Consider the following 23,246-nt stretch of genomic DNA (forward strand, 5'->3'; position numbering starts at 1 on the left):
GTGGTCCCCCTCGTGGTGTGGTCCTGTGTACCCCACGAGTCAACCAGATCCGCCGATCCGGGCGTCACATGCGGTCGGGCCGGTCGAACCGCTGTCCCTGCGGGTCGGTCGCGAGGAAGCCGACGATGAGCGCGAAGAGCACCCCGATCGGCGGGATGATGAAGAACAGGGTGAAGTACCCGGAGAGGTTGACGTCGTGCAGGCGTCGCATGGTCAGCGCGATGAACCCCACGGCGCAGGCGAGCGCCCAGAGGGTCGTCAGGCCGTCGTTGACGTTCGACAGGCCCGGCGCCGCGTCGAAGATCCCGCCCACGAACCCGATCGCGAACGAGCCGATCGCGTACCAGAGCGCCCAGAACCAGAACTCGCTGCGGCTGGCTCGCCCGTCGAACCGCGCGTACTTCTTCCAGAACCGGCGGAACGCCTGCGGGAACGGGATGCCGTACCAGGGCGCCCAGATCGGCGGCTCGGTCGCGGTGGCACCGCGGGGCACGGCGGCCTGCCCGTACTGCGGTGCCTGGCCGTACGGAGCCTGGCCGTACGGTGCCTGCCCGCCAGAGGGCTGCTGCCCGTACGGTGCCTGCCCGTACGGCTGCTGCGGCTGGCCGTAGGGCGCCTGCCCGGACGGTGCCTGCCCGTACGGCTGCTGCGGCTGGCCGTACGGCGCCTGGCCGTACGGCTGCTGCCCGGCCTGCGGCTTCGCGTACGGGTCCGGCGCGGAGCCCTGCTGTCCGTACGGCTGCTGCCCGTACGGCTGCTGCCCGTCCGGCCGCTGCGCCCCCGCGCCCGAGTGGTCCTGTCCTCCGGGCTGCTGCCCGCCGTACGGATCCTGGTTGCTCACTGCTGTCCCTCCCGAGTGGTGACTGTCCCCCGCAGTCTGGCAGGCTCTGGGCTCCGCGGGCGTCCCTCGCACGGAGGACGCGCGGCGGACGCGCGAGCGCCGGGGATCTCGGGGGCCCGGAGTCCCCGGCCTCAGGGCAGCAGCGCGAGCTTCCCGCCCGGGTGCTGCGACTCGAGCAGGTGCGCCGCGGCGAGGGCCTCGGCGAGCGGGAAGGTCCGTGCCACCGGAACCTCGAGCTCCCCGGCCCCGGCGAGGTCGATCAGGCGCTGGCGCACCGAGTCCCGGAACGCAGCGCTCTCGGGCTGCGCGCCGCCGACGGCACGGATGCCGTCGGACTGCGCGCGGCCGGGGGCCGCGATCGTGACGATGCGGCTGCGGTCCGCGACCAGGGCGAGCGAGACGTCGACGGCCTCGTCGGTCCCGACGCAGTCCAGTGCCACGTCGACACCGTCGGGTGCGCGGTCACGGATGCGTGCCTCCAGTCCGTCGCCGTACGCGACCCACTCGCCACCGAAGCGTCGGACGGTGTCGGCGTTGCGCTCGGAGGCGGTGCCGATCACGCGCGTGCCGAGCGGGCGGAGCAGCTGCAGCAGGCTCACGCCGACCGCACCGGACGCGCCGTGCACGACCACCGTGTCGCGTCCCTCCGCACGCGTGACGCGGATCATGTCGGCGGCGGTGGTCGCGGCGAGGAGCAGGTTGGCCGCCTCGGCGAAGCCGAGCGCGGTGGGCTTGGCGAAGACGTCGGCGGCGGGCACGGTGATGCGTTCCGCCCAGCCACCCGAGACGCGGAACGCCAGGACCTCGTCGCCGACCGCTCCCCCGCCGGAGGCGATCTCCGTGTGGGGTCCGACGGCGCTGAGCACGCCGGCGACCTCGTAGCCGATCGGCACCGGCAGGTCCGCCGGGTCGCCCTGCCGGACGTGCTTCGTGTCCGCGGGGTTCACGCCGGCGGCGCGGACGTCGATCGTGACCTCGCCGGGCCCGGGTTCCGGGACCTCGGTGTCGACCAGTTCCAGGACCTCGCTGCCGCCGAACCGCGGTGCCACCCAGTGCTTCGCCATGCCGTCGACGCTACGCCGGACCCCACGCGGCCGCCGAGCGCGGCCACGGGTATCCGGTGGCCTCCGCCGGCCTCGCAGACATCCCGCGTCCCGACTGCGGGTCGCGACGGGCGCGACCACGGACGAACGGGAGGCGCGGTGCCGGCCGGCACCGCGCCTCCCGTCTCGTGGGGTGGTCGCGTCTCAGGCGCGCGCGGCGCGCACCCGCTCGGCGAACGCGGCGTGCAGCGGGTGCTGCGCGTCGAGTCCGGTGATCTCGCTCGCGACGTCGGCGTCCGCGCGGTCCGAGTGCAGCAGCTGCTGCAGCTCGACGCTCTGCTCGTCGTCGGCGACGTCGAAGCGGAGGGCGGCGCCCATCGCATCCAGCAGCGCCGTGGGCTCGGTGCCGTCCTCGGCGAGGGCGGCCGCGGGCGAGACGAAGCGCTCGTCGCGCGACAGCTTGCGGAGCGGCTGACGCCCGACGCGGGTCACGGTGTCCGGCAGGTGCGGGTTCTCGAACCGGCCGATGATCGCCTCGACGTAGGAGCGGTGCACCTCGGGGTCGAGCTCGTGGCGGCGGACGAGCAGGTCGCTCGTCTCGGCGAGCACCGACTCGAGCGCCGAGCGCACCGCCGGGATCGCGATCGCGTCCGAGATCTTGTCGGCCCCGGCGAGGAAGCCGTGGTACGCCACCGTGGCGTGGCCGGTGTTGACCGTGAACAGCTTGCGCTCGATCGACGCGGCGAGGCCGTCGACGTAGTGCGCACCCGGGATCGTCGGCTCGTGGCCGTCGAACGGGGTGCGGTCGATCGCCCACTCGAAGTAGGTCTCGACCGTGACGTCGAGGCCGCCGCCCTCGGGCTGGGCCGGGACGATCCGGTCGACCGCGGTGTTCGCGAACACGGCCTTGGCGAGTGCCTCGTCGCGCGACTCGGCGGGGAGCGCGTCGACGATGAACTCGCGGAGCCGGTCGGTCGCGTTGATCGCGTTCTCGCACGCCATCACGGCGAGCGGCGCGGCGTCGGCCGGGCGCTGCACGAGGGCACGGGCGATGACCGGGGCGATGAACTTCAGGACCGTCGGACCGACGGCGCACGTGACGACGTCGGCCGCTGCGACCTCGGCCACCACGCCGTCCTCGTCCTGCGCGCTGTTCACGGCACGGAAGCCCGTGACGACGTGGTCCTGCGCACCCTGGCCGACCTCGTGCACGGTGTACGAGTCGGCGGCGGCGAGGGCGTCGATGAGCGGGGCGGCGACGTCGGCGAAGACGACCTCGTAGCCGGCCTCGTGGAGCAGGAGCCCGACGAAACCGCGGCCGATGTTGCCGGCGCCGAAGTGGACCGCGGTACCGGTGGTCACTCGTTGACCTCGCCGAGGATCGCGAGGATCGCGGCGGTGTCGGGGGCGTCGGTGAGCTTCTGGACCTCGTCCTCGTCCGAGAACACGATCGCGATCTTGGACAGGATGTCGAGGTGCTCGTTGTTCACGCCCGCGATGCCGACGACGAAGCGCACGGGGTTGCCGTCCCAGTCGATCGGGGTGGCGTAGCGGATGAACGACAGCGCGGACGACTTGATGGCGTCCTTCGCGTCGTTCGTGCCGTGCGGGATCGCGAGGAAGTTGCCCATGTACGTCGAGACGCTCTTCTCGCGCTCGAGCATGGCCGGGTAGTAGTCGGCCGTGACCGCGCCCGCCGCCTCGAGGATCTCGGCCGCCTCCTTCATCGCCTCCGACTTGGTCGGGGCGGTGTCCTCGGTGTGGATGCGGATCTGGCTCTCCTGCAGGACGGGCATCGGGGGTTCTCCTTCTTCTGGCGGAACGTGATGGAGGGGACGGGTCTGCACCCGTCCCCTCCGATACTGCACTGTGTTACTGGTTCTTGAGCTGGTCGACGACCTGGTCGTACTGCGGCGCGTTCATGAAGTTGCCGACCGACACGTGCTGTGCGTTCGGGACCTTCTGCTTCGCCCGGTCGGTCAGCTCCTCCTGGGTGATGACGAGGTCCTCGGTGCCGTCGAGGTTCGCGATCGCCTTGTTGACGACCGTGACCCCTTCGATGCCGGCCTTCTTCACCTTGTTGCGGAGGACGCTGGCGCCCATCGCGCTCGACCCCATGCCGGCGTCGCAGGCGAACACGACGTTCTGCACGCGGGTCGCCGTGGTCGTCGCCGACCCGACGCCGCCGAGCGTGGCCTCGGCCTCCTCGTCGGTGGCCGGCGCGTTGGTGCCGAGCAGGCCCGAGGTCGCGGCGTTCACGTCGCGGCCCTTGTTCGCCTGGAGCTTCGCCATCGCGGCGGACATGTCGCCGCCACCGTTCGCCAGGTCGCGCTTGCGGCTGGCGAGCAGGAAGAACGACGCGACCGCGAACGAGACCGCTGCGGACAGCACGACCGACAGGATGACGCCGACGAAACTGTCCTTCGCCGTCGCGGTGAGGACCGCGAAGATCGAGCCGGGCGACGCGGGGGCGACGAGGCCGGACTGGAACGCGACGTTCGTGGCGACGCCCGTGGCACCACCGAGGATCACGGCGATGAACAGCACCGGCTTCTGCAGCACGTACGGGAAGTAGATCTCGTGGATGCCGCCGAAGAACTGGATGAGGATCGCGCCGGGGGCGGTCGAGCGGGCGATGCCGACACCGAAGAAGGTGAAGGCGAGCAGGATGCCGAGGCCGGGGCCGGGGTTCGCCTCGAGCAGGAACAGGATGCTCTTGCCGGACTGCTGCACCTGCTGCGCGCCGAGCTGGTCGAGCACGCCGTGGTTGATGGCGTTGTTGAGGAAGAAGACCTTGGCGGGCTCGATGATGACGCTCGCGAGCGGCAGGAGCGAGCTGTCGACGAGGAACTTCACGGCGGCGCCGAGGCCCTCCGCGATGAGCTTGAACAGGGGCGCCAGCCAGAAGAAGCCGATGAGCGCGAGCACGAAGCCGAGGATGCCGGCCGCGTAGTTGTTCACGAGCATCTCGAAGCCGGGCTTGATCTTGCCGTCCCAGATCTTGTCGATCTGCTTGATGAGCCACGCGCCGAGGGGCCCGCAGATCATCGCGCCGAGGATCATGATCGTGCCGTTGGCGCCGATGATGACGCCCATGGCCATGATCGAACCGACGACGGCGCCGCGGGTCTCGTAGATCATGCGGCCGCCCTGGAAGGCGATCGCGAGCGGGATGAGGTACGTCAGGATCGGGCTGACGAGGCCGATGTTCGCGACCCCGTTCGTCTCCCCGAAGCCACCGAGGACGCCCACGGGCGTCCAGCCGGTCTCGATGAAGAACGCGGTGATGAGGCCCCACGCGATGAAGATCGCGATGTTCGGCATCACCATGCCGGAGAGGAACGTGCCGAACTTCTGCACGGCGACGCGTGCGCCACCCCGCGACTTCGCGGGAGCGTCGGGCGCTGCAACGGACGACGTTGTCATGTGCCTGGCTTTCTGTGATGGGTGCTGCAGTGGTGGAGGGAGGTGGTGCGGTGCTGCTGGTGGGTCGGGTGCTGCGGTGGTGCTGCGGCTAGGCGGCGTGCGCGGCAGCCGCGGCGGTCTTGGCCGCCGCCGCGGTGCTCGCGGCGAGTGCCGCCGTCGCCATCTCGCGGGCCTGGTCGAGCGTGTGCTTGCCGAGTTCGGCGCGCACGTCGGCCAGGGCCGCGGGGGTCATGGAGAGGGTGGTGGCGCCGAGGCCGACGAGGACGACGGCGAGCAGCGGGTCGGCCGCGGCCTCGCCGCAGATGCCCACGGGCTTGCCGGCGTCGCGGCCGGCCTGGCCGAGCTGCGCGACGAGGCGCAGGACGGCCGGGTGCCACGGGTCCTGGTAGCTCGCGACGGTGCCGAGCATGCGGTCGGCGGCCATCGTGTACTGGGTCAGGTCGTTCGTGCCGATGGACACGAAGTCGGCGGACGTGAAGACCTGCTCGGCCATGAGCGCGAGCGAGGGCACCTCGGCCATGACACCCGCGGTGCGGATGCCGAGCTCACGGGCCAGGTCGACGAAGTACTCGGTCTCCTCGGCGTCGGCGACCATCGGGGCCATCACCCAGAGGTCGGCCTCGGTCTGGGCGTCGGCCTGCGCGAGGGCGGTGAGCTGGTCACGCAGCACCTCCTCGTGGTTGCGGAGGGCCCGCAGCCCGCGACGGCCGAGCGCCGGGTTCTCCTCGTCCTTGTCGGTGAGGAACGGCAGGGGCTTGTCGGCGCCGGCGTCGAGCGCGCGCACGACGACCTTCTTGCCGGGGAACGCCTCGAGCAGCTGTCGGTACGACTCGGTCTGCTGCGCGACGGTCGGGGCGGTCGGCGCGTCGAGGAAGAGGAACTCGGTGCGGAAGAGCCCCACGCCCTCCGCACCGAGAGCGACGGCTCCCGCGGCGTCGGCGGGGCTGCCGAGGTTCGCGAGGAGGGGGACGGTGTGGCCGTCGGCGAGGGCACCGGCGGTGAGCGGTGCGGCCGCGGCGGCCAGGCGGTCGGCGATGCGCTGGTCGACGTCGGCGACGAGCGCGTCCGACGGGTCGGTGACGACGGTGCCGGCCGCGGCGTCGACGACCACGTGCGTGCCGTCGGCGAGGGCGTCCGCGCCGGTGACGCCGACGATGGCCGTGATGCCCTTCGCCCGGGCGAGGATCGCCGTGTGCGAGGTCGGGCCGCCGTCGCGGCTGACGAGCGCGAGCACCTTGTCGAGGTCGAGCAGGGCGGTGTCGGCCGGTGCGAGGTCGCGGGCGACGAGCACGAAGGGGGTGTCGGACTCGGGGACGCCGGGGGCCGGGACGCCGCGGAGCTTGGCGACGATGCGCTGGGCCACGTCGTCGAGGTCGGCCGCGCGCTCCCCCATGTAGCCGCCCATGCCGACGAGCAGGTCGCGGAACTGACCGAAGGCCTCGAACACCGCACGCTCGGGGTTGGTGCCACCGTCGATGCGGGCGTGCACGTCGTCGAGGAGGGTCGGGTCCTGCGCCATGAGCGCCTGCGCCTCGAGCACGGCCTGGGCGTCGCCACCGGCGAGCGCCCCGCGCTTGTTGAGGTCGTCCGCGACGACGGCGAGTGCGTCGTGGACCGCCTGCTTCGCATCCGCGGCCGAACCCTCGAGCGGTGCCGTCGACGGTTCGCCGAGCGGGTCCGCCATGCGGAGCACGGGGCCGTGGGCGACGCCACGGCCGACGCCGGTGCCGAGCAGTTCGGTCATTCGAGACTCCTTCATCTCACACGGAGGTGCGGTGGTGGGTGCGCGTCGCAGCGCATCAGAAGGAACCCGACCGCGGCGGCGTGGACGCAACCCTACCCCGATCCACGTTGACAAACAAACACATCCGGGGATAAAAATGCAGAAACAGATGCCCGTTTGCGTCTGCCGGACGATCATCCGACGGGCGATCCGGCGCGATCGTGCCCGGTCGTGTCCGTTCCGTTCCGAGCACGCCGGGAACGCACCGCACCCCGAGCGTCCGGAGCACCGCCAGCGCCACCAGCACCCCAGCACCCCAGCCCCGACCGAGACGACGAGGTCCATGTACGCACCAGAGCGCCACCAGCGCATCGTCGAGCAGGCACGCGCGCACGGCCGGGTCGACGTGAAGGACCTGGCCGAACTGCTCGCCGTCACCCCGGAGACGATCCGGCGCGACCTCACGAGCCTCGAGCGCCGCGGACTGGTCCGTCGGGCGCACGGCGGGGCGATCCCGGTCGAGCGCATCACGCTGCACCCCGGCGTCGGCGACCGCGGCGGCATCAACCAGGCCGAGAAGATGGTCATCGCCGAGGCCGCGCTCGAGGAGCTGCCCGAGAACGGGTCGGTGATGATCGACGCCGGCACGTCGACGATCTGCCTCGCCGAGATGCTGCCCACCGACCGCGGCCTCACGGTCGTCACGCACTCGTTGCCCGTCGCGATGGCGGTCGCGAACCGGGCCGGCATCGACCTGCACCTGCTCGGCGGGAACATCCGCAGCGACTCGCTCGCCGGTGTCGGCACCTGGACGCACCAGCTCATCGGCATGGTGAGCGTCGACGTCGCCTTCATCAGCATCAACGGCATCACGCCCGAGCGCGGCCTGACCACGCACAACGTCGCCGAGGCCGCCGTGAAGAGCGCGATGATCAAGGCCGCCCGTCGGAGCATCCTGCTCGCCGACCACACGAAGTTCGGTCGCGAGGAGTTCGGCCGTGTCGCACCGCTCGCCGCGATCGACACGATCATCACCGACCCCGCGGTCAACGCCGACCTCGTGCGCGAGGTCGAAGCCGCCGGCACCGAGGTCCTCTGGCCCGGCCGCGACTGACCGTCCGGGCACGCCCGGAACCCCCACCGCGCGCTCGCTAGCATGAGCGCACCACCCGTCGACAGGAGCACATCGATGTCCGAAGCCACCCGTACCGTCACCGTCGCGAGCGCCTCCGGCCTGCACGCCCGCCCGGCCTCCCTCTTCGTCCAGACCGTCACCGCGTCCGGCCACCAGGTGACGATCGCCAAGGGCGACAAGTCCGGCAACGCCGGCAGCATCCTCGCCCTGCTCGGCCTGGGCATCGAGAACGGCGACGAGGTCGTCCTCACGGTGACCGGCGACGACGCCGAGGCGACCGCGGACAGCCTGGTCGAGTTCCTGCAGACGGACCACGACGCCGCCTGAGCGCGCAGGTCGCGTCCTCGACGCGACCACGGGACGGACGGGAGGCGCGGTGCCAGCTGGCACCGCGCCTCCCGTCCGTCGTCCGGCCGGTCCACCGCGCCGACCGCGTCCGTCGTCCCGCTGACCCGCCAGCCCGCTGCCGCGTCCGCGGTCCGGACCGGGCCGTCGGCGCCCGCCGATAAGGTGGTCGGCATGACACGCCTGCGCCTCGCATCCGTCAACGTGAACGGCGTCCGCGCCGCGTTCCGGAAGGGCATGGGCGACTGGCTCGCCACCCGTGACGTCGACGTGCTCGCCCTGCAGGAGGTCCGCGCCTCGACCGACGACCTGACCGGACTGCTCGGCGACGAGTGGGACGTCGTGCACGACCCGGCGACGGCGAAGGGCCGCGCCGGCGTCGCGATCGCCTCCCGCAAGCGCGCGCACCTGCACCGGGTCGAGCTCGGTCCCGCCGAGTTCGACTCCGCCGGACGCTGGATCGAAGCCGACTACGAGGTCGGCGACAGCACCGTCACGGTCGTCTCGGCGTACGTGCACTCGGGCGAGGTCGGCACCGAGAAGCAGGACGAGAAGTGGAAGTTCCTCGACGCGATGACGGAGCGGCTGCCCGCCCTCCGCGCGCACAACCCGCTCGCGGTCGTCGTCGGTGACCTCAACGTCGGTCACGACGAGCGCGACATCAAGAACTGGAAGGGCAACGTCAAGCGCGCCGGGTTCCTCCCCCGCGAGCGTGCCTACTTCTCGCGGTTCTTCGGGGCCGAGGGCGAAGCGGTCGAGGGCGCCGACGGCTCCACCGGCCCGGGCCTCGGCTGGGTCGACGTCGGACGCGCACAGGCCGGCGACGTCCCCGGCCCCTACACGTGGTGGTCGTGGCGCGGACAGGCCTTCGACAACGACTCCGGCTGGCGCATCGACTACCAGGTCGCCACCCCCGAGCTCGCCGAGAAGGTCCGCACCTACACGGTCGACCGGGCCGACGCGTACGACCAGCGATGGTCCGACCACGCCCCCGTGGTCGTCGACTACGAGCTCTGACCCTCCTCCCACCAAGCACCACGCACCACCAGGACACCGCCATGACCAAGACGCGCATCTTCTCCGGGATCCAGCCCTCTGCCGGGTCCCTCCACCTCGGCAACTACGTCGGGGCGCTCATGCAGTGGCGCGACCTGCAGGACGACCACGACGCCATCTACTGCGTGGTCGACATGCACGCGATCACCTCGCCGCAGGACCCGGCCGAGCTCCGCGCGAGCACCCGGGCGACGGCCGCGCAGTACATCGCCTCGGGCATCGACCCGGCGAAGTCGACGCTGTTCGTGCAGTCGCACGTCCCGGCGCACGCCGAGCTGGCCTGGGTGCTCAACACCCTCACGGGCTTCGGCGAGGCGAGCCGGATGACCCAGTTCAAGGACAAGTCCGCGCGCCAGGGCGCCGAGGCCGCCTCGGTGGGCCTGTTCACGTACCCGATCCTGATGGCCGCGGACATCCTGCTGTACGACACCGCCGTGGTGCCCGTGGGCGACGACCAGCGGCAGCACGTCGAGCTCACGCGCGACCTCGCGACCCGGTTCAACTCCCGGTTCGGCGACACCTTCGTCGTGCCGAAGGCGCAGATCGGGACCGAGACGGCCCGCATCTACGACCTGCAGGACCCGACCAGCAAGATGAGCAAGTCGGCCGCGTCCGACAACGGCCTCGTCCGGCTGCTCGACGACCCGAAGCGCACGGCCAAGAAGATCCGCTCGGCCGTCACCGACACCGAACGCGAGATCCGCGCCGACCGCCAGGCGAAGCCGGGTGTGACGAACCTGCTCGCGATCCTGTCGGCGTTCACCCGCACGCCGGTGGCCGAGCTCGAGGCGTCCTTCGTCGGCAAGGGCTACGGCGACCTGAAGGGCGAGGTCGCCGACGCGGTCGTCGCCGAGCTCGAGCCGGTGCGTGCACGCACCCTCGAACTCCTGGACGACCCGGCCGAGCTCGACCGGCTGCTCGCCCTCGGAGCCGAGCGTGCCGAGTCGATCGCCGAGTCGACGCTCGCGCGGGTGTACGACCGCATCGGCTTCGTGCCCCGCACCCGGCGCTGACGTGCTGCCCGTCACGCTGTCGTCGGCCCGGGTGCGCCTCGACGTGCCCACCCGGGCCGACACCGCGGCGATCACGGCGGGCTGCCAGGACCCCGACGTCGTCCGCTGGACCACGGTGCCGACGCCGTACACGGAGCACCACGCGCGGTCCTTCGTCGACGCCCTGGTCGGCCCCGGGTGGGCGTCCGACCAGGAGTACACGTGGGCGATCCGTCGCGCCGGGTCGACCTGGCTCGAGGGGGTCGTCAGCTACCGCACGTCGTACCGGGGTCTCGGCTTCTGGCTGGCCCCGTCCGCGCGCGGTGCCGGACTGGTGCACGAGGCGGTCGAGCTCGTGGTCGCGTGGGCGTTCTCCCAGGGAGCACCCGACGTGTACTGGGAGTGCTGGGAGGGCAACACCGGCTCCGCCCGGGTCGCCCGCCGCGCCGGGTTCTCGTACACCGGGACCGCGCCGGCCCGCGTCCCCGACCGCGACGGCGGCCCGACGACCGCCTGGACCGGGCTCCGTCGTGCCGACGGCGCACCGGCCTCCGACCGTCCGTGGCCCGCAGCGGTGGTCGGACGCCCCGGCGACGTTCGCTGACAGGGGACAGCACGGTGACGCGTCACCGAACGCCGGTGGGTAGTGTCGGAGCGTGACCACCACCACCGCTCCGTCGGCTCGTCCGGCCGAGGTCCGAGCCATGCGGCGTGCGCTCCAGCTCGCCGCGCTCGGGCCGGCGGTCGGCGACCACGCCCGGGTCGGTGCGGTTGTCCTCTCCCCCGCCGGTGACGTCCTCGCCGAGGGCTGGCACAAGGGTGCCGGGACCCCGCACGCCGAGGTCGACGCGATGGCGAAGGTGCCCGCCGAGCAGCTGCGCGGTGCGACCGCGGTCGTGACCCTCGAACCCTGCAACCACACCGGCCGCACCGGCCCGTGCGCCGTGGCCCTCGTCGAGGCCGGCATCGGCCGCGTCGTCTACGCCGTCGACGACCCCGGGGTGCAGGCCCGCGGTGGTGCCGACCGCCTCCGCGCCGCCGGCGTCGAGGTCGTGTCCGGGGTCCTCGCCGACGAGGCCGAGGCGTTCCTCGAGCGCTGGCTCCTGTCGGTGCGCCAGGGCCGGCCCTGGGTGACCGTGAAGTGGGCGTCGAGCCTGGACGGCCGCGCTGCCGCCGCCGACGGCACGAGCAAGTGGATCACCGGGACCGCCGCACGGCAGCACGTGCACGAGCAGCGGGCCGCCCACGACGCGATCCTCGTCGGCACGGGCACGGTCCTCGCCGACGACCCGAGCCTCACCGCGCGCGGCGACGGCGGCGAACTGCTCGCCGACCAGCCGCTCCCCGTCGTGCTCGGCGACCGCCCGGTCCCCGCCGACGCCGCCGTCCGCCGCCACCCGCGCGGCCTGCTCGTCCTGCCGGGCCACGACCTGGCCGCGGCCCTGCACGGCCTGCGGGACCACGGCGTCCACTCCGTCCTCGTCGAGGGCGGCCCGACCATCGCGTCCGCCCTCGTCGCCGCGGGCCTCGTCGACGAGGTCCTCGTGTACCTCGCGCCCGTGCTGCTCGGCGGTCCCCGCACGGCCCTCGGCGACGTCGGCGTGGGAAGCATCGGCGAGCGCCACCAGTTGGACGTGACATCGACCACCAGCCTCGGCCCCGACCTGCTGGTCCGTGCCCGACCGCACCGCGTTCGACCCCGTGTCGAGCAGCCCGCGGTCGGACAGCACGGTGACGGCGGGGCCCGTACCGACCGGAGCACCCCATGACCGACCCCCGCACCTCCCCCGCCCCCGGCAGCCCGGTCCGCTTCGAGGTCGCCACGACCGTCCCGACGACGCACGGCACCTTCGAGATGCGCGCCTACCGTGACCTCGTCACCGGCGCCGAGCACGTCGCGATCATCGGCCGCGGGGCCGACGGGTCCATGCCGACCGACGGCGCACTCGTCCGCGTGCACTCGGAGTGCCTGACCGGCGAGGCCTTCGGGTCGCTGAAGTGCGAGTGCGGGCCGCAGCTCGACGCCGCCCTGGAAACGATCGCCGTCGAGGGCGGGATCGTCGTGTACCTGCGTGGGCAGGAGGGGCGCGGCATCGGCCTCATCAACAAGCTCAAGGCGTACCGCCTGCAGGAGGACGGCCTGGACACCCTCGACGCGAACCTCGCGCTCGGGCTGCCCGCCGACTCCCGGGAGTACGGCGGTGCGGCCGGCATCCTCGCCGACATGGGCATCACGAGCGTCCGCCTGCTGTCGAACAACCCCGAGAAGCGCCGCCAGCTCGAGGAGCACGGCATCACGGTCGAGGCGCTCGTGCCCCTGGTCGTGGGCGTCGTCGCGCAGAACGCCGGTTACCTCGACACCAAGCGCGACCGGATGGGCCACCAGCTCCCCGCGCACCTGCAGACCGGCGCCGCGAGCTGAGCGGCAGCGGCACCGGCACCAGCACCGCGAGCTGACCGGCAGCGGCAGCAGCAGCAGCAGCGGCAGCGGCAGCGGCAGCGGCAGCGGCAGCGGCAGCGGCAGCAGCAGCAGCAGCGGCGATCCGCCCTGCGCGGACCCACACGGCGGTTCCTCGGCGGATTCGCAGGTGGCCGACATGTGTCGTAGCCTGGGTGCTCCGTCACGAGCGGTCCTCCCCAACCGAACGCACCCGACCGGTGCCCGCGCCACCCCGCGCGAGCCGATCGGTGTCCGCAGCTTCGGGACACCGCCGCGCTCGCCCGAGCGCTCCCCGCGAAAGTCCGTGCCCCATGTCCGCCGCACCGGCCACCCCGTCCACCACCGACACCGCTCCGGCGACGAACCCGCGCTCGCGGGTCGTCATCGCCAGCCTCGTCGGCACGTCGATCGAGTTCTACGACTTCTACGTCTACGCGACCGCCGCCGTCCTCGTCTTCCCGACGCTGTTCTTCCCGAACGAGGACCCGACGGCCTCGCAGCTGTCCTCGTTCGTCACGTTCGCGCTCGCGTTCTTCGCCCGGCCCGTCGGGTCGGTCCTGTTCGGGCACTTCGGTGACCGCATCGGCCGCAAGGCCACGCTCGTCGCGTCCCTGCTCGTGATGGGCGCCGCCACCTTCCTGATCGGCTGCCTGCCGACCTTCGGCAGCGTGGGGGTCCTGGCGCCCGTGCTGCTCGCCGTGCTCCGCTTCGCGCAGGGCGTCGGGCTCGGCGGTGAGTGGTCCGGCGCGGCCCTGCTCGCGACCGAGAACGCCCCCGAGGGCAAGCGCGGCGTGTTCGGCTCGATGCCGCAGCTCGGCGCGCCGATCGGCTTCCTGCTCGCCAACGGCCTGTTCATCGCGATCAACGCCGCGATGCCCGCCGGTGCCGACGGCACCCCGAACGCCGACTTCCAGGCGTGGGGCTGGCGCATCCCGTTCCTGCTCTCCGCCGTCCTCGTGCTCGTCGGCCTCTACGTGCGGTTCAAGCTCGTCGAGTCCCCGGTGTTCCGCGACGTGCAGGAGACCGGCTCGGTCGCCAAGGTCCCGCTCGGCCGGGTGTTCCGCACCTCGTGGAAGGCCGTCATCGTCGGCACCTTCGGCATGGTCGCGACGTACGTCCTCTTCTACTTCATGACCACGTTCACGCTCAACTACGGCACGAACCCCGCCGAGCCGACCCCGCTCGTGAAGCTCGGGCTCGGCTACAGCCGCGGCGAGTTCCTCACGCTGCTCATGATCGGCGTCGTGTTCTTCGGTATCTGCACGCCCATCGCGGGCTGGCTGGCCGACAAGTACGGCCGTCGCCGCACGCTCATCCCGACCACGGTCGGCATCGCCCTGTTCGGCCTGACGTTCCAGTTCTGGTTCGCCGCCGCCACCGGACCGATCACCGTCGTCACGTTCCTCATCGTCGGGCTGTCGCTCATGGGCCTGACCTTCGGCCCGATGGGTGCACTCCTGCCCGAGCTCTTCCCGACGAACGTCCGCTACACCGGCTCCGCGCTGGCGTACAACATCGCATCGATCATCGGCGCCTCGCTCGCACCCACGATCGCGCTGAAGCTGTGGCAGCCGGACGGGAACATCTTCCTGGTCGGGCTCTACCTGACGGCCGCCGCGGTGGTGACGTTCGTCGCCCTGCTCTTCGTGCGCGAGACGAAGCACGCGCGGCTCGGCGACTCCGACGTGACCGCGCAGGACGGCGCGACCACGGGTCGCTGACGCGACCCCCTGCGGACGGGAGGCGCGGTGCGGGCCGGCACCGCGCCTCCCGTCCGACGTCGGGTCGCGTCCACCGCACGCCACCCGCCGTCCGCGCCGGTCCACCCGCTCGACGACGCGTGGTCGGGAGGGCCCCCGACCGACGTGAGCGGCCCGCGCGCAGCGCGCACCCACCGGTCGGTGCGAGGATGGTCGACGGCCGCCACACCCCGCCCGGGCGGCAGGAACCAGGAACGATGAGCCTCCCCTTCACACGCCGGAAGCAGTCCGACGGGCCCCGTGCCAGCTTCGGCCGTCTGCTGACCTACCTGTTCGAGAACAAGCCCGCGATGGTCGTCATCATCGTGCTGAGCGTCCTCGGCGCCGGGGCGTCCCTCGCGCAGCCGCTGCTCGTGAACCAGGTCGTCACCGCGGTGCAGCACGGGCACACGCTCTCGGTGCTCGTCTGGGCGCTCGTGGCCCTGGTGCTCGTGTCCGGACTGCTCAACGGCGTCCAGCACTTCCTGCTCCAGCGCGCGGGCGAGGGCGTCGTGCTCGCGACGCGCCGCAAGCTCATCGCGCGCATCCTCAACCTGCCGATCTCGGAGTTCGACACCCGACGCACCGGCGACCTCGTGTCCCGCGTCGGCAGCGACACCACGCTGCTGCGGGCCGTGCTCACCCAGGGCCTGATCGAGTCGATCGGCGGCGCGCTCACCTTCGTCGGCGCCATCATCGCGATGGCGGTCATCGACCCGCTGCTGCTCGGCATCACCGTCGTCATCGTGCTCGTCGCGATCGTCGTCGTCGGCGGCCTCAGTCGGCGCATCCGGATCGCCTCGAAGCGCGCGCAGGAGAAGGTCGGCGACCTCACCGCCGCGGTCGAGCGCGGCATCGGCGCCGTCCGGACCATCCGTGCCGCGGGTGCCACCGCGCGCGAGGTCGCCGAGGTCGACGGCCACGCCACCGAGGCCTACCGCCGCGGGCTCGACATCGCGAAGATGTCGGCCTTCGTCGTCCCGGTCGCGAGCATCGTCATGCAGGTCGCGTTCATCGCCGTCCTCGGGGTCGGCGGCGCGCAGGTCGCCGCCGGGCAGATCACCATCGCCACGCTCATCACGTTCATCCTGCTGCTGTTCATGATGGTGATGCCGCTCGGACAGGCGCTCGGCGCGGCCGTCGCCGTCGCGCAGGCACTCGGGGCGCTCGGCCGGATCGAGGAGATCCTGCACCTGCCGACCGAGGACCAGGACGACGCCGCGGTCCGCACCGCACCGGCGATCGAGACCGACGACGCGATCGCGTTCGAGCACGTCACCTTCCGGTACGCGCGGACGACGGACGCGTCGGGTGCGGACGGTGCAGCCGGTGCGGGTGGCGGATCCGAGGCCGCCGGCGGTGCCGGCGGGACGGCCCGGCCTGGAGGCGCGGTGCCGGTCAACGACGCCGGCGCCGACGACGACGTGGTGCTGGACGACGTCTCCTTCCGGGTGCCCCGCGGCGCCCGGGTCGCGCTCGTGGGTCCCTCGGGTGCCGGCAAGTCGACCACCCTGGCGCTCATCGAGCGCTTCTACGACCCGACCTCGGGGGTGATCCGGCTCGGAGGCGTTGACGTCCGCGGGCTCGACCGCGCGGAGCTGCGCGCCCAGATCGGCTACGTCGAGCAGGACGCCCCGGTGCTCGCGGGCACGATCCGGGCGAACCTGCTGCTCGGCTCCCCCGACGCCTCGGAGCAGGAGTGCGTGCGCGTCCTCGAGGCGGTGAACCTCGGCGACGTCCTGCACCGCGACCCGCGGGGCCTCGACGCACAGGTCGGCGAGGACGGCGTGATGCTGTCCGGTGGCGAGCGCCAGCGGCTCGCGATCGCCCGGGCGCTGCTCGCCGCTCCCCCGATCCTGCTGCTCGACGAGTCGACGTCCTCGCTCGACGGCGTGAACGAGCAGAAGATGCGGCTCGCGATCGACGCCGTGGCCACCGACCGCACGCTGCTCGTGATCGCGCACCGGCTGTCCACGGTCGTCGACTCGGACGTCATCGTCGTGCTCGAGCACGGCCGGGTCGTCGGGACCGGGACGCACTCCGAGCTCGTGCAGTCCACGCCGCTGTACCGCGACCTGGCGAAGCACCAGCTCCTGGTCTGAGGCGCCGGGGGCGGTCCCGGCCGGTCCGGCCCCGCGGGTCGCGAGACCCGGGGACGGGTCAGGCGGCGAAGGGGTCGGGCGTCAGGACGTACACCGACTCCAGGTACTCCTCGATGCCCTCGTGCGAGCCCTCGCGGCCGAGCCCCGAGGACTTCACGCCGCCGAACGGGAACGCGGCGTTCGACACCACGCCCGTGTTCAGGCCGAGCATGCCGGTCTCGAGCCGCTCGGCCAGGCGCTGCCCACGACGGAGGTCCGACGTGAAGGCGTAGGCGACCAGGCCGTACTCGGTGTCGTTCGCGAGGCGGACACCCTCCTCCTCGGTCGCGAAGCGGGTGATCGACACCACGGGCCCGAAGATCTCGGTCGTCAGGACGTCGGACCCCGGCTGGACGTCGTCGAGCACGGTCGGTGCGAAGTACGTGCCCGGGCGGTCGACCCGCTCCCCGCCCGTGACGAGCCGGGCGCCGCGCGCGACGGCGTCGTCGACGAGCCGGGCGGCCTTGTCCACCGCACGGTCGTCGATGAGCGGACCGAGGGTCGTGCCGTCCTCGGTGCCACGACCGACGCGCAGCTCCTCGACCTTCGCGGTGAGGGCAGCGGTGAACGCGTCCGCGATGCCCTCCTGCACGAAGAAGCGGTTCGCGGCCGTGCACGCCTCGCCCGTGTTCCGGAACTTGGCCTGCATCGCCGCGGCGACCGCCTCGTCGAGGTCGGCGTCGTCGAACACGAGCAGCGGCGCGTTGCCGCCGAGCTCCATGCTCGTCCTGAGCACGGTGTCGGCGGCCTGCTTGAGGAGTGCCGAACCGACCGCTGTCGACCCCGTGAAGGTGAGCTTGCGCAGGCGGCGGTCGGCCAGGAGCGGTGCCGAGAGCTCCTTCGCGTCGAGCGACGGGACGACGTTGAGGACCCCGTCCGGGAGCCCGGCGCGACGGAACAGCTCCACCAGGAACAGCGTCGTCAGCGGGGTGAGCTCGGCGGGCTTGAGGACCACCGTGCAGCCGGCGGCCAGCGCCGGGCCGATCTTGCGCGTGGCCATCGCGAGCGGGAAGTTCCACGGGGTGATCGCGTAGACCGGGCCGACCGGTCGGCGGAGCACGATGCCGCGTCCGGTGCCCTCCGGGTTCGTGCGGTAGTCGCCGTGGATGCGCACGGCCTCCTCGGAGAACCAGCGGAGGAACTCCGCACCGTAGGCGACCTCGCCGCGCGACTCGGCGAGCGGCTTGCCCATCTCGAGCGTCATGAGGGCCGCGAGGTCGTCCTCGTGTTCGTGCGCCAGCTCGAACGCGCGGCGCAGGACGTCGGAGCGCGTGCGCGGCGGCGTCGCAGCCCATCCCGCCTGCGCTGCGGCCGCAGCGTCGAGGGCCGCCGTGCCGTCCTCGGGCGTCGCGTCGGCGACCTCGGCGAGGACCGTACCGGTGGAGGGGTCGCGGACCGGGAAGGTCGCACCGCCGGACGCCGCCCGCCACCGGCCGCCGATGAACAGGCCGGTCGGGACGCCGTCGACCGAGACGTGCTCGTCGGCGACGGTCGTCGTGGTGCCGGGGGCGGCCGCGTCCGCGGTCGTCGGGTCCGTGTCGGTGGTGTCGGTCACAGTACTGCTCCTCCGGGGCTCGCGAGCCCCTCGTCCGTGTCGCTGCGGTCGACGTGCCCGCCGACCGCCCTGATGTCGTCGAGCGCGGCGGCGCTCCTGTCCGGGTCGACGCCCGCGACGAGGTCCTCGTACACGGCGACGTCGAACCCTGCGGCGCGCGCGTCGAGCGCCGACGCGAGGACGCAGTGGTCGGTCGCGATGCCGACGATGTCGACCGTGGTCACCCGCCGCTCGGCCAGGAGCTCCGGCAGCGGCGTGCCGTCCTCGGTGACCGCCTGGAACGCCGAGTAGTCCGGCCGTCCCTGGCCCTTGTACACGTCGACGTCGACGACGCTCGTGTCGAGGTCGGGGTGGTACGCCGCGCCCTCGGTACCGCCGACGCAGTGCACGGGCCACGTGTCGACGAAGTCCGGACCCGCCGGCCCGGCGAAGTGCCCGCCGTTGTCGTCGTCGCCGTGGTGCCAGTCACGCGATCCGACGACCAGGTCGTACTCGTCGGCGTGTCGACCGAGGAAGACGCTGATGCGCTTCGCGAGTGCGGCGCCACCGGTCACCCCGAGTGCACCGCCCTCGGTGAAGTCGTTCTGGACGTCGACGACGAGCAGTGCCCTGGCCATGCGTCCATCCTGCACCCGCCGGCTCCGCGTCCGTGGGGCCCGGTCACGACCTGCCGTCGACTCCGCGGACGGCGAACGCGGATCAGGAGCCGGTGAGCTGCCCGCCGCACCGGAAGGCGGCCGTGGTGACCGCGTCGAGGGCCGGGAGCGCCGCCGCTCGCGTCGACCCGATGGCGTAGAACGCGAACGTCAGCCGGGTGCCGTCCGCGGCGTCGATGTACCCGCCGAGGGTGTTCGCGCTGTCGATCCACCCGGTCTTGGCGTGCACCTTGCCCCGCGCCACCGCGTTCGCTCCCGTGAAGCGGCTCGCGAGCGTCCCGGACTGGCCCGCCACCGGCAGCGACTGCGCCAGCGTGCCGAGGCCCTTCGACCCGGCCGCGACCTGGACCATGAGGTGCGCGACGAAGTCCGGCGAGACGGCGTTCGACGCGCTCTCCCCCGAACCGTCCTTGATGACGATGCCCGCGGGGTCGACGCCGTAGGACGCGAGGGCCTTCTGGTACACGCCGGTCAGGGACGCCGCCGAACCGTCCGAGCCGGACTCCTTCGAGGAGACACGGGCGAGCATCTCGGCCAGCGTGTTGTCGGAGTTCGGGATCATCTGCCCGACGAGCGTCGAGACGGGCTGCGAGGACACCGTCGCGATGGTGTCCGAGCTCGTCGTCGCGCGCTGCACGATCTGCGCGTTCCCGGCGCCCACCACGCCGGCGTTCGCGAGTGCCGTGCGGAACGCGGCGCCCGCACGGCCGACCGGGTCGGTGGACCGCGGCGAGGTGGCGGCCGCGGGGTTCGCCCGGTCGCCGTCGACCATCAGGGCGGTGACCTCGGGCTGGTACCCGATCGTCCGCTCACTGACCGGCCAGGTCGGGTCCCAGGCGTCGCTGTCGTTCCAGTACGTGTCGTCGGTGACGATGGTCGACACCGGGGCGTCGCCGAGCGAGGCCTTCACCTGCTGCGCGAGCTGGGCGAGGGTCGGCGCACCCGGGTACACGGTGCCGCCGCCGACCGAGAGGGTGGCGTCGCCGTGTCCGACGATCGCGATCGTGCCGTCCGACTCCTTCGTCACGGTGGTCGGGATGCGGTGGTCGCCCCCGAGGACCGACAGGGCGGTCGCCGTCGTCAGCGTCTTCATCACGCTGCCGGTCTGCGCCGGCTGGTCGCCCTTGCGCGAGAACAGCACCTGGCCCGTCGCCGCGTTCATGACGTACCCCTCGAAGGCACCGAGGCCGGGCGCGGACGCCTCGGCGTCGATCGTGCACGTCCGCAGCGGGTCCGGTCCGCCCACGGTGGCGGGGAGGGCACGCGTGTCCGCGGTCGGCGTCGGCGTGGGTGTCGGGGTCGCCGAGGCCGGACGCGTCGCGCGCGCTCCGGCCGCCGCGGTGGAGCGACCGTCCGTCCGGTCCCCCGGCATCGTCGCCGACGCCACGGCCACCGCGCCGCCGGAACCGAGCACGAGGACGCCCGCGAGCGCACCGGCGATCCACGGGACGGGACGCCGGGCCACGGAGGCCCGCAGGGCGGCGACCGTCGCGCGGACGCGGTCGGGGACGGACTGCGGCGAGGGCTGCTGGTCGGACATCGTGACCGATCCTACGGAACAGCGGGAGGAGCCTCCAGACCCGGTTCCGCATCGGCCGCGTAGCGGACGCCGACCTGCCGACGGGCCTCGTCCATCACGGCCATCACGGCGACGGTCTCCTCGGGGTCCATCGGACCGCCCTCGTGCGTCCCGGAGGTGACCATCTCCTCGAACGCACGTGCCTCGTGGGCGTAGCCCGCGAGCTCCTCGCGACCGTCGAACTCCTCGACCACCGCACCGTCCCGGTCCCGGATCCGCCACGTCGTCGGCGTGTACCAGGTGGCGTCGACGTCGATGCGGCCGTCCTCGCCGATGACCGACGCCGTGTTCGGGCTGCGGACGTCGAGGGCGAAGTGGAGCACGGACTGCGCGCCGCCCTCGTGGGTGAGCACGACGCCCATCTGCGTGTCGACCCCCTGCTCGCTCAGGGTGCCGGACGCGCTGACGGCCGTCGGGACGCCGAGCACGTCGACCGCGAACGAGATCGGGTAGACGCCGAGGTCGAGCATCGCGCCACCGCCGAGCGCGGGGTCGTTGAGCCGGTGTGCCGGATCGCTCGGCAGCGCCTGGTGGTGGGTGGCCTCGACGACCCGCGGGCGGCCGATGCGACCCTCGGCCAGGACCTGCCGGATCATCCGGGACTGCGGGAGGAAGCGGGTCCACATCGCCTCCATCACGGCGACGTCCGCGCGGCGGGCCGCGTCGACCACGCGTCGGGCCTCGGCCGCGGTGATGGTGAACGCCTTCTCGACGAGCACGTGCTTGCCCGCGCCGATCGCGAGCAGGGCGTCCTCGGCGTGCCGGGAGTGCGGGGTGGCGACGTAGACCGCGTCGACCTCGTCGTCGGCGACGAGCGCCTCGTACGACCCGTGTGCGTGCGGGATGCCGTGCTCGGCCGCGAAGGCATCGGACCGCTCCTGGCTGCGGCTGCCGACCGCGACGAAGGTGATGCCCGCGGCGGTGCAGTCCGCCACGAAGGAGTGGGCGATGCCACCCGTGCCGATGACTCCCCAGCGAACCGTCATGGGTCCTGTCTACCAGGACGGTGGTGGATGGCCGTGGGGCCGTGGGGACGACGCCCGCGGAGGCGCCCACGCCGGGACGACGCCTTCCGGGACGCCCCCGCCGGTTCCGGGACGCCCCCGCCGGGACGACGCCTTCCGGGACGCCCCCGCCGGGACGACGCTGCTGAGACGACTCCTGCTGAGACGGCGGAAGCCCCGGCCGCTCCGGTGGTGACCGGTGCGGACGGGGCTTCGTGGCGGAGCCGCCTGTCGGAATCGAACCGACGACCTATTCATTACGAGTGAATCGCTCTACCGACTGAGCTAAGGCGGCGGACACTCCGTTGCCGGAGTGGCACGGGAGACGACTATACAGGCCGGGGCGGGTGAACGCGAAACGGGCGGGAGCCCGTGCGTGGCGGACCGTTCCCGGCCGGCGCCGACGGCTCAGCGGGTCGCGCGGGCGACCGTGACGAGGAGTGCCTCGAGGGCCAGCAGTGCCGCGACGTTCGCGGCGATCCGGTTCCGCGCGAGGGACACCGCGTCGAGGACCTCGAGTGCCGAAGCGGGCGGCACGGCGTCGAGCGCGCGGTCGAGCTCGGCGCGCATCGACTCGTTGACGGGCTCCGTCGGGACGCCGAGGCCGAGCAGCAGGAGATCGCGGTAGAGCGAGGACACGTCGACCAGGATGCGGTCGAGCCCGTCGCGCAGGCTCCGGGTCGCACGACGCTTCTGGTCCTCCTCCATCGCGCGCAACTGCGATCGGAGTGCCGGCGGCACGGTCCCGCCGGGTTCGACGCCGAGCGAGCGGAGGGCGGCGTCGCGTTCCTCGGCATCGCGCTGCTGGGTGATGGCCTTCGCGTCCTCGTCGGCGACCGCGAGGAGTTCCGCGGCCGCGAGGACCGCGTCGCCCACGGACCGGACGCGCAGCACGGTGGTGAGCGTCCGGCGACGCCGGTCACGGGCGTCCGCGCTCGTCGCGAGGCGCTGCGCCATGCCGATGTGGCTCTGTGCCTGCCGCGCGGCGTCGGTGGCGAGTTCCCGGTCGACCCCGGTCCGCGCGACGATGAGGTCGGCGACCGAGTCGATGCCGGGGACCCGCAGCCGGACCGAGCGGACGCGGGACCGGATCGTCGGGAGGAGGTCGGCCTCGCTCGGCGCGCAGAGGATCCAGACCGTGCGCTCAGGCGGTTCCTCGAGCGCCTTGAGCAGGAGGTTCGACGTGCGCTCCGTCATGCGGTCCGCGTCCTCGACGATGACGACGCGGTAGCGCCCGACGGACGGCGAGTAGTACGACGACGTGACGAGCTTGCGGATCTCCTCGATGGTGATGATGACCCGTTGGGTGGTCAGCACCGACACGTCGGGGTGTGTCCCGGCGGTGATGAGGCGCAGCGTGTGGTCGTCGTCCGGGCCGGAACCGACCAGTGCGGCGGCGAACGCGGCGGCGACGTTCGAGCGACCCGACCCGGGCGGACCGGTGATCAGCCACGAGTGGGTCATGCCGCCGGTGTCCTCGGGACCCTCGGCGGCGCTGCGGAGCGCAGCGACCGCGTCGTCCTGCCCGGTCAGGCCGTCCCACACACTCACGACGCCATCCTGCCGTCGAC

At 72.7% G+C, this 23,246-nt stretch carries 19 protein-coding genes, 1 tRNA gene and 1 pseudogene; 9 read left to right on the forward strand and 12 right to left on the reverse strand.

Translation table 11 applies throughout. From position 1 onward, the window contains the following. Positions 1-64: 64 nt before the first annotated feature. The 6 genes from QOL16_RS11250 to ptsP form a co-directional block, all read right to left on the reverse strand. Positions 65-841, reverse strand: a complete 777-nt coding sequence (locus QOL16_RS11250; protein WP_071284662.1) for a DUF805 domain-containing protein — start codon at positions 839-841, stop codon at positions 65-67. Between the two features lie 131 nt (positions 842-972). Continuing rightward, the gene (locus tag QOL16_RS11255; protein ID WP_071284663.1) at positions 973-1,905 is read right to left on the reverse strand and encodes an NADP-dependent oxidoreductase; all 933 of its coding nucleotides are present in this window, start codon (positions 1,903-1,905) and stop codon (positions 973-975) included. Between the two features lie 183 nt (positions 1,906-2,088). Further along, positions 2,089-3,246: a mannitol-1-phosphate 5-dehydrogenase gene (locus tag QOL16_RS11260; protein ID WP_071284664.1), complete on the reverse strand. Its 1,158-nt coding sequence runs from the start codon at positions 3,244-3,246 to the stop codon at positions 2,089-2,091. Next, positions 3,243-3,680 (reverse strand): PTS sugar transporter subunit IIA, encoded by a 438-nt coding sequence (locus tag QOL16_RS11265; RefSeq protein WP_031274425.1) that lies wholly within the window; start codon positions 3,678-3,680, stop codon positions 3,243-3,245. The genes QOL16_RS11260 and QOL16_RS11265 overlap by 4 nt, the downstream gene beginning before the upstream one ends. A gap of 76 nt (positions 3,681-3,756) precedes the next feature. Then, the gene (locus tag QOL16_RS11270; RefSeq protein WP_065960367.1) at positions 3,757-5,310 is read right to left on the reverse strand and encodes a PTS mannitol transporter subunit IICB; all 1,554 of its coding nucleotides are present in this window, start codon (positions 5,308-5,310) and stop codon (positions 3,757-3,759) included. An 88-nt stretch (positions 5,311-5,398) separates the two neighbouring features. Beyond that, positions 5,399-7,054 (reverse strand): phosphoenolpyruvate--protein phosphotransferase, encoded by a 1,656-nt coding sequence (gene ptsP / locus QOL16_RS11275; protein WP_071284665.1) that lies wholly within the window; start codon positions 7,052-7,054, stop codon positions 5,399-5,401. Between the two features lie 322 nt (positions 7,055-7,376). Between ptsP and QOL16_RS11280 the strand changes: the two genes are divergently transcribed. The 9 genes and pseudogenes from QOL16_RS11280 to QOL16_RS11320 all read left to right on the forward strand — a co-directional run bounded on the left by QOL16_RS11280 (position 7,377) and on the right by QOL16_RS11320 (position 16,842). After that, on the forward strand, positions 7,377-8,147 hold the full coding sequence (locus QOL16_RS11280; RefSeq protein ID WP_065960363.1) for a DeoR/GlpR family DNA-binding transcription regulator: 771 nt from the start codon (positions 7,377-7,379) through the stop codon (positions 8,145-8,147). Between the two features lie 75 nt (positions 8,148-8,222). Then, the gene (locus QOL16_RS11285; RefSeq protein ID WP_065960361.1) at positions 8,223-8,495 is read left to right on the forward strand and encodes an HPr family phosphocarrier protein; all 273 of its coding nucleotides are present in this window, start codon (positions 8,223-8,225) and stop codon (positions 8,493-8,495) included. A 192-nt stretch (positions 8,496-8,687) separates the two neighbouring features. Further along, complete coding sequence (locus QOL16_RS11290) at positions 8,688-9,530, forward strand: exodeoxyribonuclease III (RefSeq protein ID WP_065960360.1); 843 nt, start codon at positions 8,688-8,690, stop codon at positions 9,528-9,530. 41 nt (positions 9,531-9,571) lie between these two features. Beyond that, a complete protein-coding gene (gene trpS, locus QOL16_RS11295) occupies positions 9,572-10,582 on the forward strand; it encodes a tryptophan--tRNA ligase (protein ID WP_065960358.1) in 1,011 nt (336 codons plus the stop codon). Between the two features lies 1 nt (position 10,583). Further along, positions 10,584-11,165: a GNAT family N-acetyltransferase gene (locus QOL16_RS11300; RefSeq protein ID WP_071284666.1), complete on the forward strand. Its 582-nt coding sequence runs from the start codon at positions 10,584-10,586 to the stop codon at positions 11,163-11,165. Between the two features lie 100 nt (positions 11,166-11,265). Next, positions 11,266-12,330, forward strand: a complete 1,065-nt coding sequence (gene ribD / locus QOL16_RS11305; protein WP_071284667.1) for a bifunctional diaminohydroxyphosphoribosylaminopyrimidine deaminase/5-amino-6-(5-phosphoribosylamino)uracil reductase RibD — start codon at positions 11,266-11,268, stop codon at positions 12,328-12,330. 29 nt (positions 12,331-12,359) lie between these two features. Next, a pseudogene (gene ribA / locus QOL16_RS11310) lies at positions 12,360-12,983 on the forward strand (GTP cyclohydrolase II); the annotation flags it as partial. A gap of 329 nt (positions 12,984-13,312) precedes the next feature. After that, positions 13,313-14,722 (forward strand): MFS transporter, encoded by a 1,410-nt coding sequence (locus tag QOL16_RS11315; RefSeq protein ID WP_071284669.1) that lies wholly within the window; start codon positions 13,313-13,315, stop codon positions 14,720-14,722. A 236-nt stretch (positions 14,723-14,958) separates the two neighbouring features. Then, complete coding sequence (locus tag QOL16_RS11320; protein ID WP_071284670.1) at positions 14,959-16,842, forward strand: ABC transporter ATP-binding protein; 1,884 nt, start codon at positions 14,959-14,961, stop codon at positions 16,840-16,842. 58 nt (positions 16,843-16,900) lie between these two features. Here the strand turns inward: QOL16_RS11320 and QOL16_RS11325 are convergent, their stop codons facing one another. The 6 genes from QOL16_RS11325 to QOL16_RS11350 form a co-directional block, all read right to left on the reverse strand. Next, on the reverse strand, positions 16,901-18,328 hold the full coding sequence (locus QOL16_RS11325; protein ID WP_071284696.1) for an NAD-dependent succinate-semialdehyde dehydrogenase: 1,428 nt from the start codon (positions 18,326-18,328) through the stop codon (positions 16,901-16,903). Between the two features lie 104 nt (positions 18,329-18,432). Next, the gene (locus tag QOL16_RS11330) at positions 18,433-19,053 is read right to left on the reverse strand and encodes an isochorismatase family protein (protein ID WP_065960345.1); all 621 of its coding nucleotides are present in this window, start codon (positions 19,051-19,053) and stop codon (positions 18,433-18,435) included. Between the two features lie 82 nt (positions 19,054-19,135). Then, the gene (gene dacB, locus QOL16_RS11335; protein ID WP_083395027.1) at positions 19,136-20,632 is read right to left on the reverse strand and encodes a D-alanyl-D-alanine carboxypeptidase/D-alanyl-D-alanine-endopeptidase; all 1,497 of its coding nucleotides are present in this window, start codon (positions 20,630-20,632) and stop codon (positions 19,136-19,138) included. Between the two features lie 11 nt (positions 20,633-20,643). Further along, entirely contained in the window at positions 20,644-21,657 is a 1,014-nt protein-coding gene (locus QOL16_RS11340; RefSeq protein ID WP_065960343.1) for a Gfo/Idh/MocA family protein, read from the reverse strand. 240 nt (positions 21,658-21,897) lie between these two features. Further along, positions 21,898-21,970 (reverse strand) — tRNA-Thr (locus QOL16_RS11345). A 113-nt stretch (positions 21,971-22,083) separates the two neighbouring features. Further along, the gene (locus QOL16_RS11350) at positions 22,084-23,226 is read right to left on the reverse strand and encodes a DNA polymerase III subunit delta' (RefSeq protein WP_065960341.1); all 1,143 of its coding nucleotides are present in this window, start codon (positions 23,224-23,226) and stop codon (positions 22,084-22,086) included. Between the last annotated feature and the right edge of the window lie 20 nt (positions 23,227-23,246).

The organism is Curtobacterium sp. MCBA15_004, from assembly GCF_001865055.2.
In the GTDB taxonomy this organism is placed as follows: Bacteria; Actinomycetota; Actinomycetes; order Actinomycetales; family Microbacteriaceae; genus Curtobacterium.

Coding starts and splice junctions, on each gene's coding strand:
- QOL16_RS11255 (WP_071284663.1), bottom strand. CDS start 1,905: ATGGCGAAGCACTGGGTGGCACCGCGGTTCGGCGGCAGCGAGGTCCTG.
- QOL16_RS11265 (WP_031274425.1), bottom strand. CDS start 3,680: ATGCCCGTCCTGCAGGAGAGCCAGATCCGCATCCACACCGAGGACACC.
- QOL16_RS11270 (WP_065960367.1), bottom strand. CDS start 5,310: ATGACAACGTCGTCCGTTGCAGCGCCCGACGCTCCCGCGAAGTCGCGG.
- ptsP (WP_071284665.1), bottom strand. CDS start 7,054: ATGACCGAACTGCTCGGCACCGGCGTCGGCCGTGGCGTCGCCCACGGC.
- QOL16_RS11280 (WP_065960363.1), top strand. CDS start 7,377: ATGTACGCACCAGAGCGCCACCAGCGCATCGTCGAGCAGGCACGCGCG.
- QOL16_RS11285 (WP_065960361.1), top strand. CDS start 8,223: ATGTCCGAAGCCACCCGTACCGTCACCGTCGCGAGCGCCTCCGGCCTG.
- QOL16_RS11290 (WP_065960360.1), top strand. CDS start 8,688: ATGACACGCCTGCGCCTCGCATCCGTCAACGTGAACGGCGTCCGCGCC.
- trpS (WP_065960358.1), top strand. CDS start 9,572: ATGACCAAGACGCGCATCTTCTCCGGGATCCAGCCCTCTGCCGGGTCC.
- ribD (WP_071284667.1), top strand. CDS start 11,266: ATGCGGCGTGCGCTCCAGCTCGCCGCGCTCGGGCCGGCGGTCGGCGAC.
- QOL16_RS11315 (WP_071284669.1), top strand. CDS start 13,313: ATGTCCGCCGCACCGGCCACCCCGTCCACCACCGACACCGCTCCGGCG.
- QOL16_RS11320 (WP_071284670.1), top strand. CDS start 14,959: ATGAGCCTCCCCTTCACACGCCGGAAGCAGTCCGACGGGCCCCGTGCC.
- QOL16_RS11330 (WP_065960345.1), bottom strand. CDS start 19,053: ATGGCCAGGGCACTGCTCGTCGTCGACGTCCAGAACGACTTCACCGAG.
- dacB (WP_083395027.1), bottom strand. CDS start 20,632: ATGTCCGACCAGCAGCCCTCGCCGCAGTCCGTCCCCGACCGCGTCCGC.
- QOL16_RS11340 (WP_065960343.1), bottom strand. CDS start 21,657: ATGACGGTTCGCTGGGGAGTCATCGGCACGGGTGGCATCGCCCACTCC.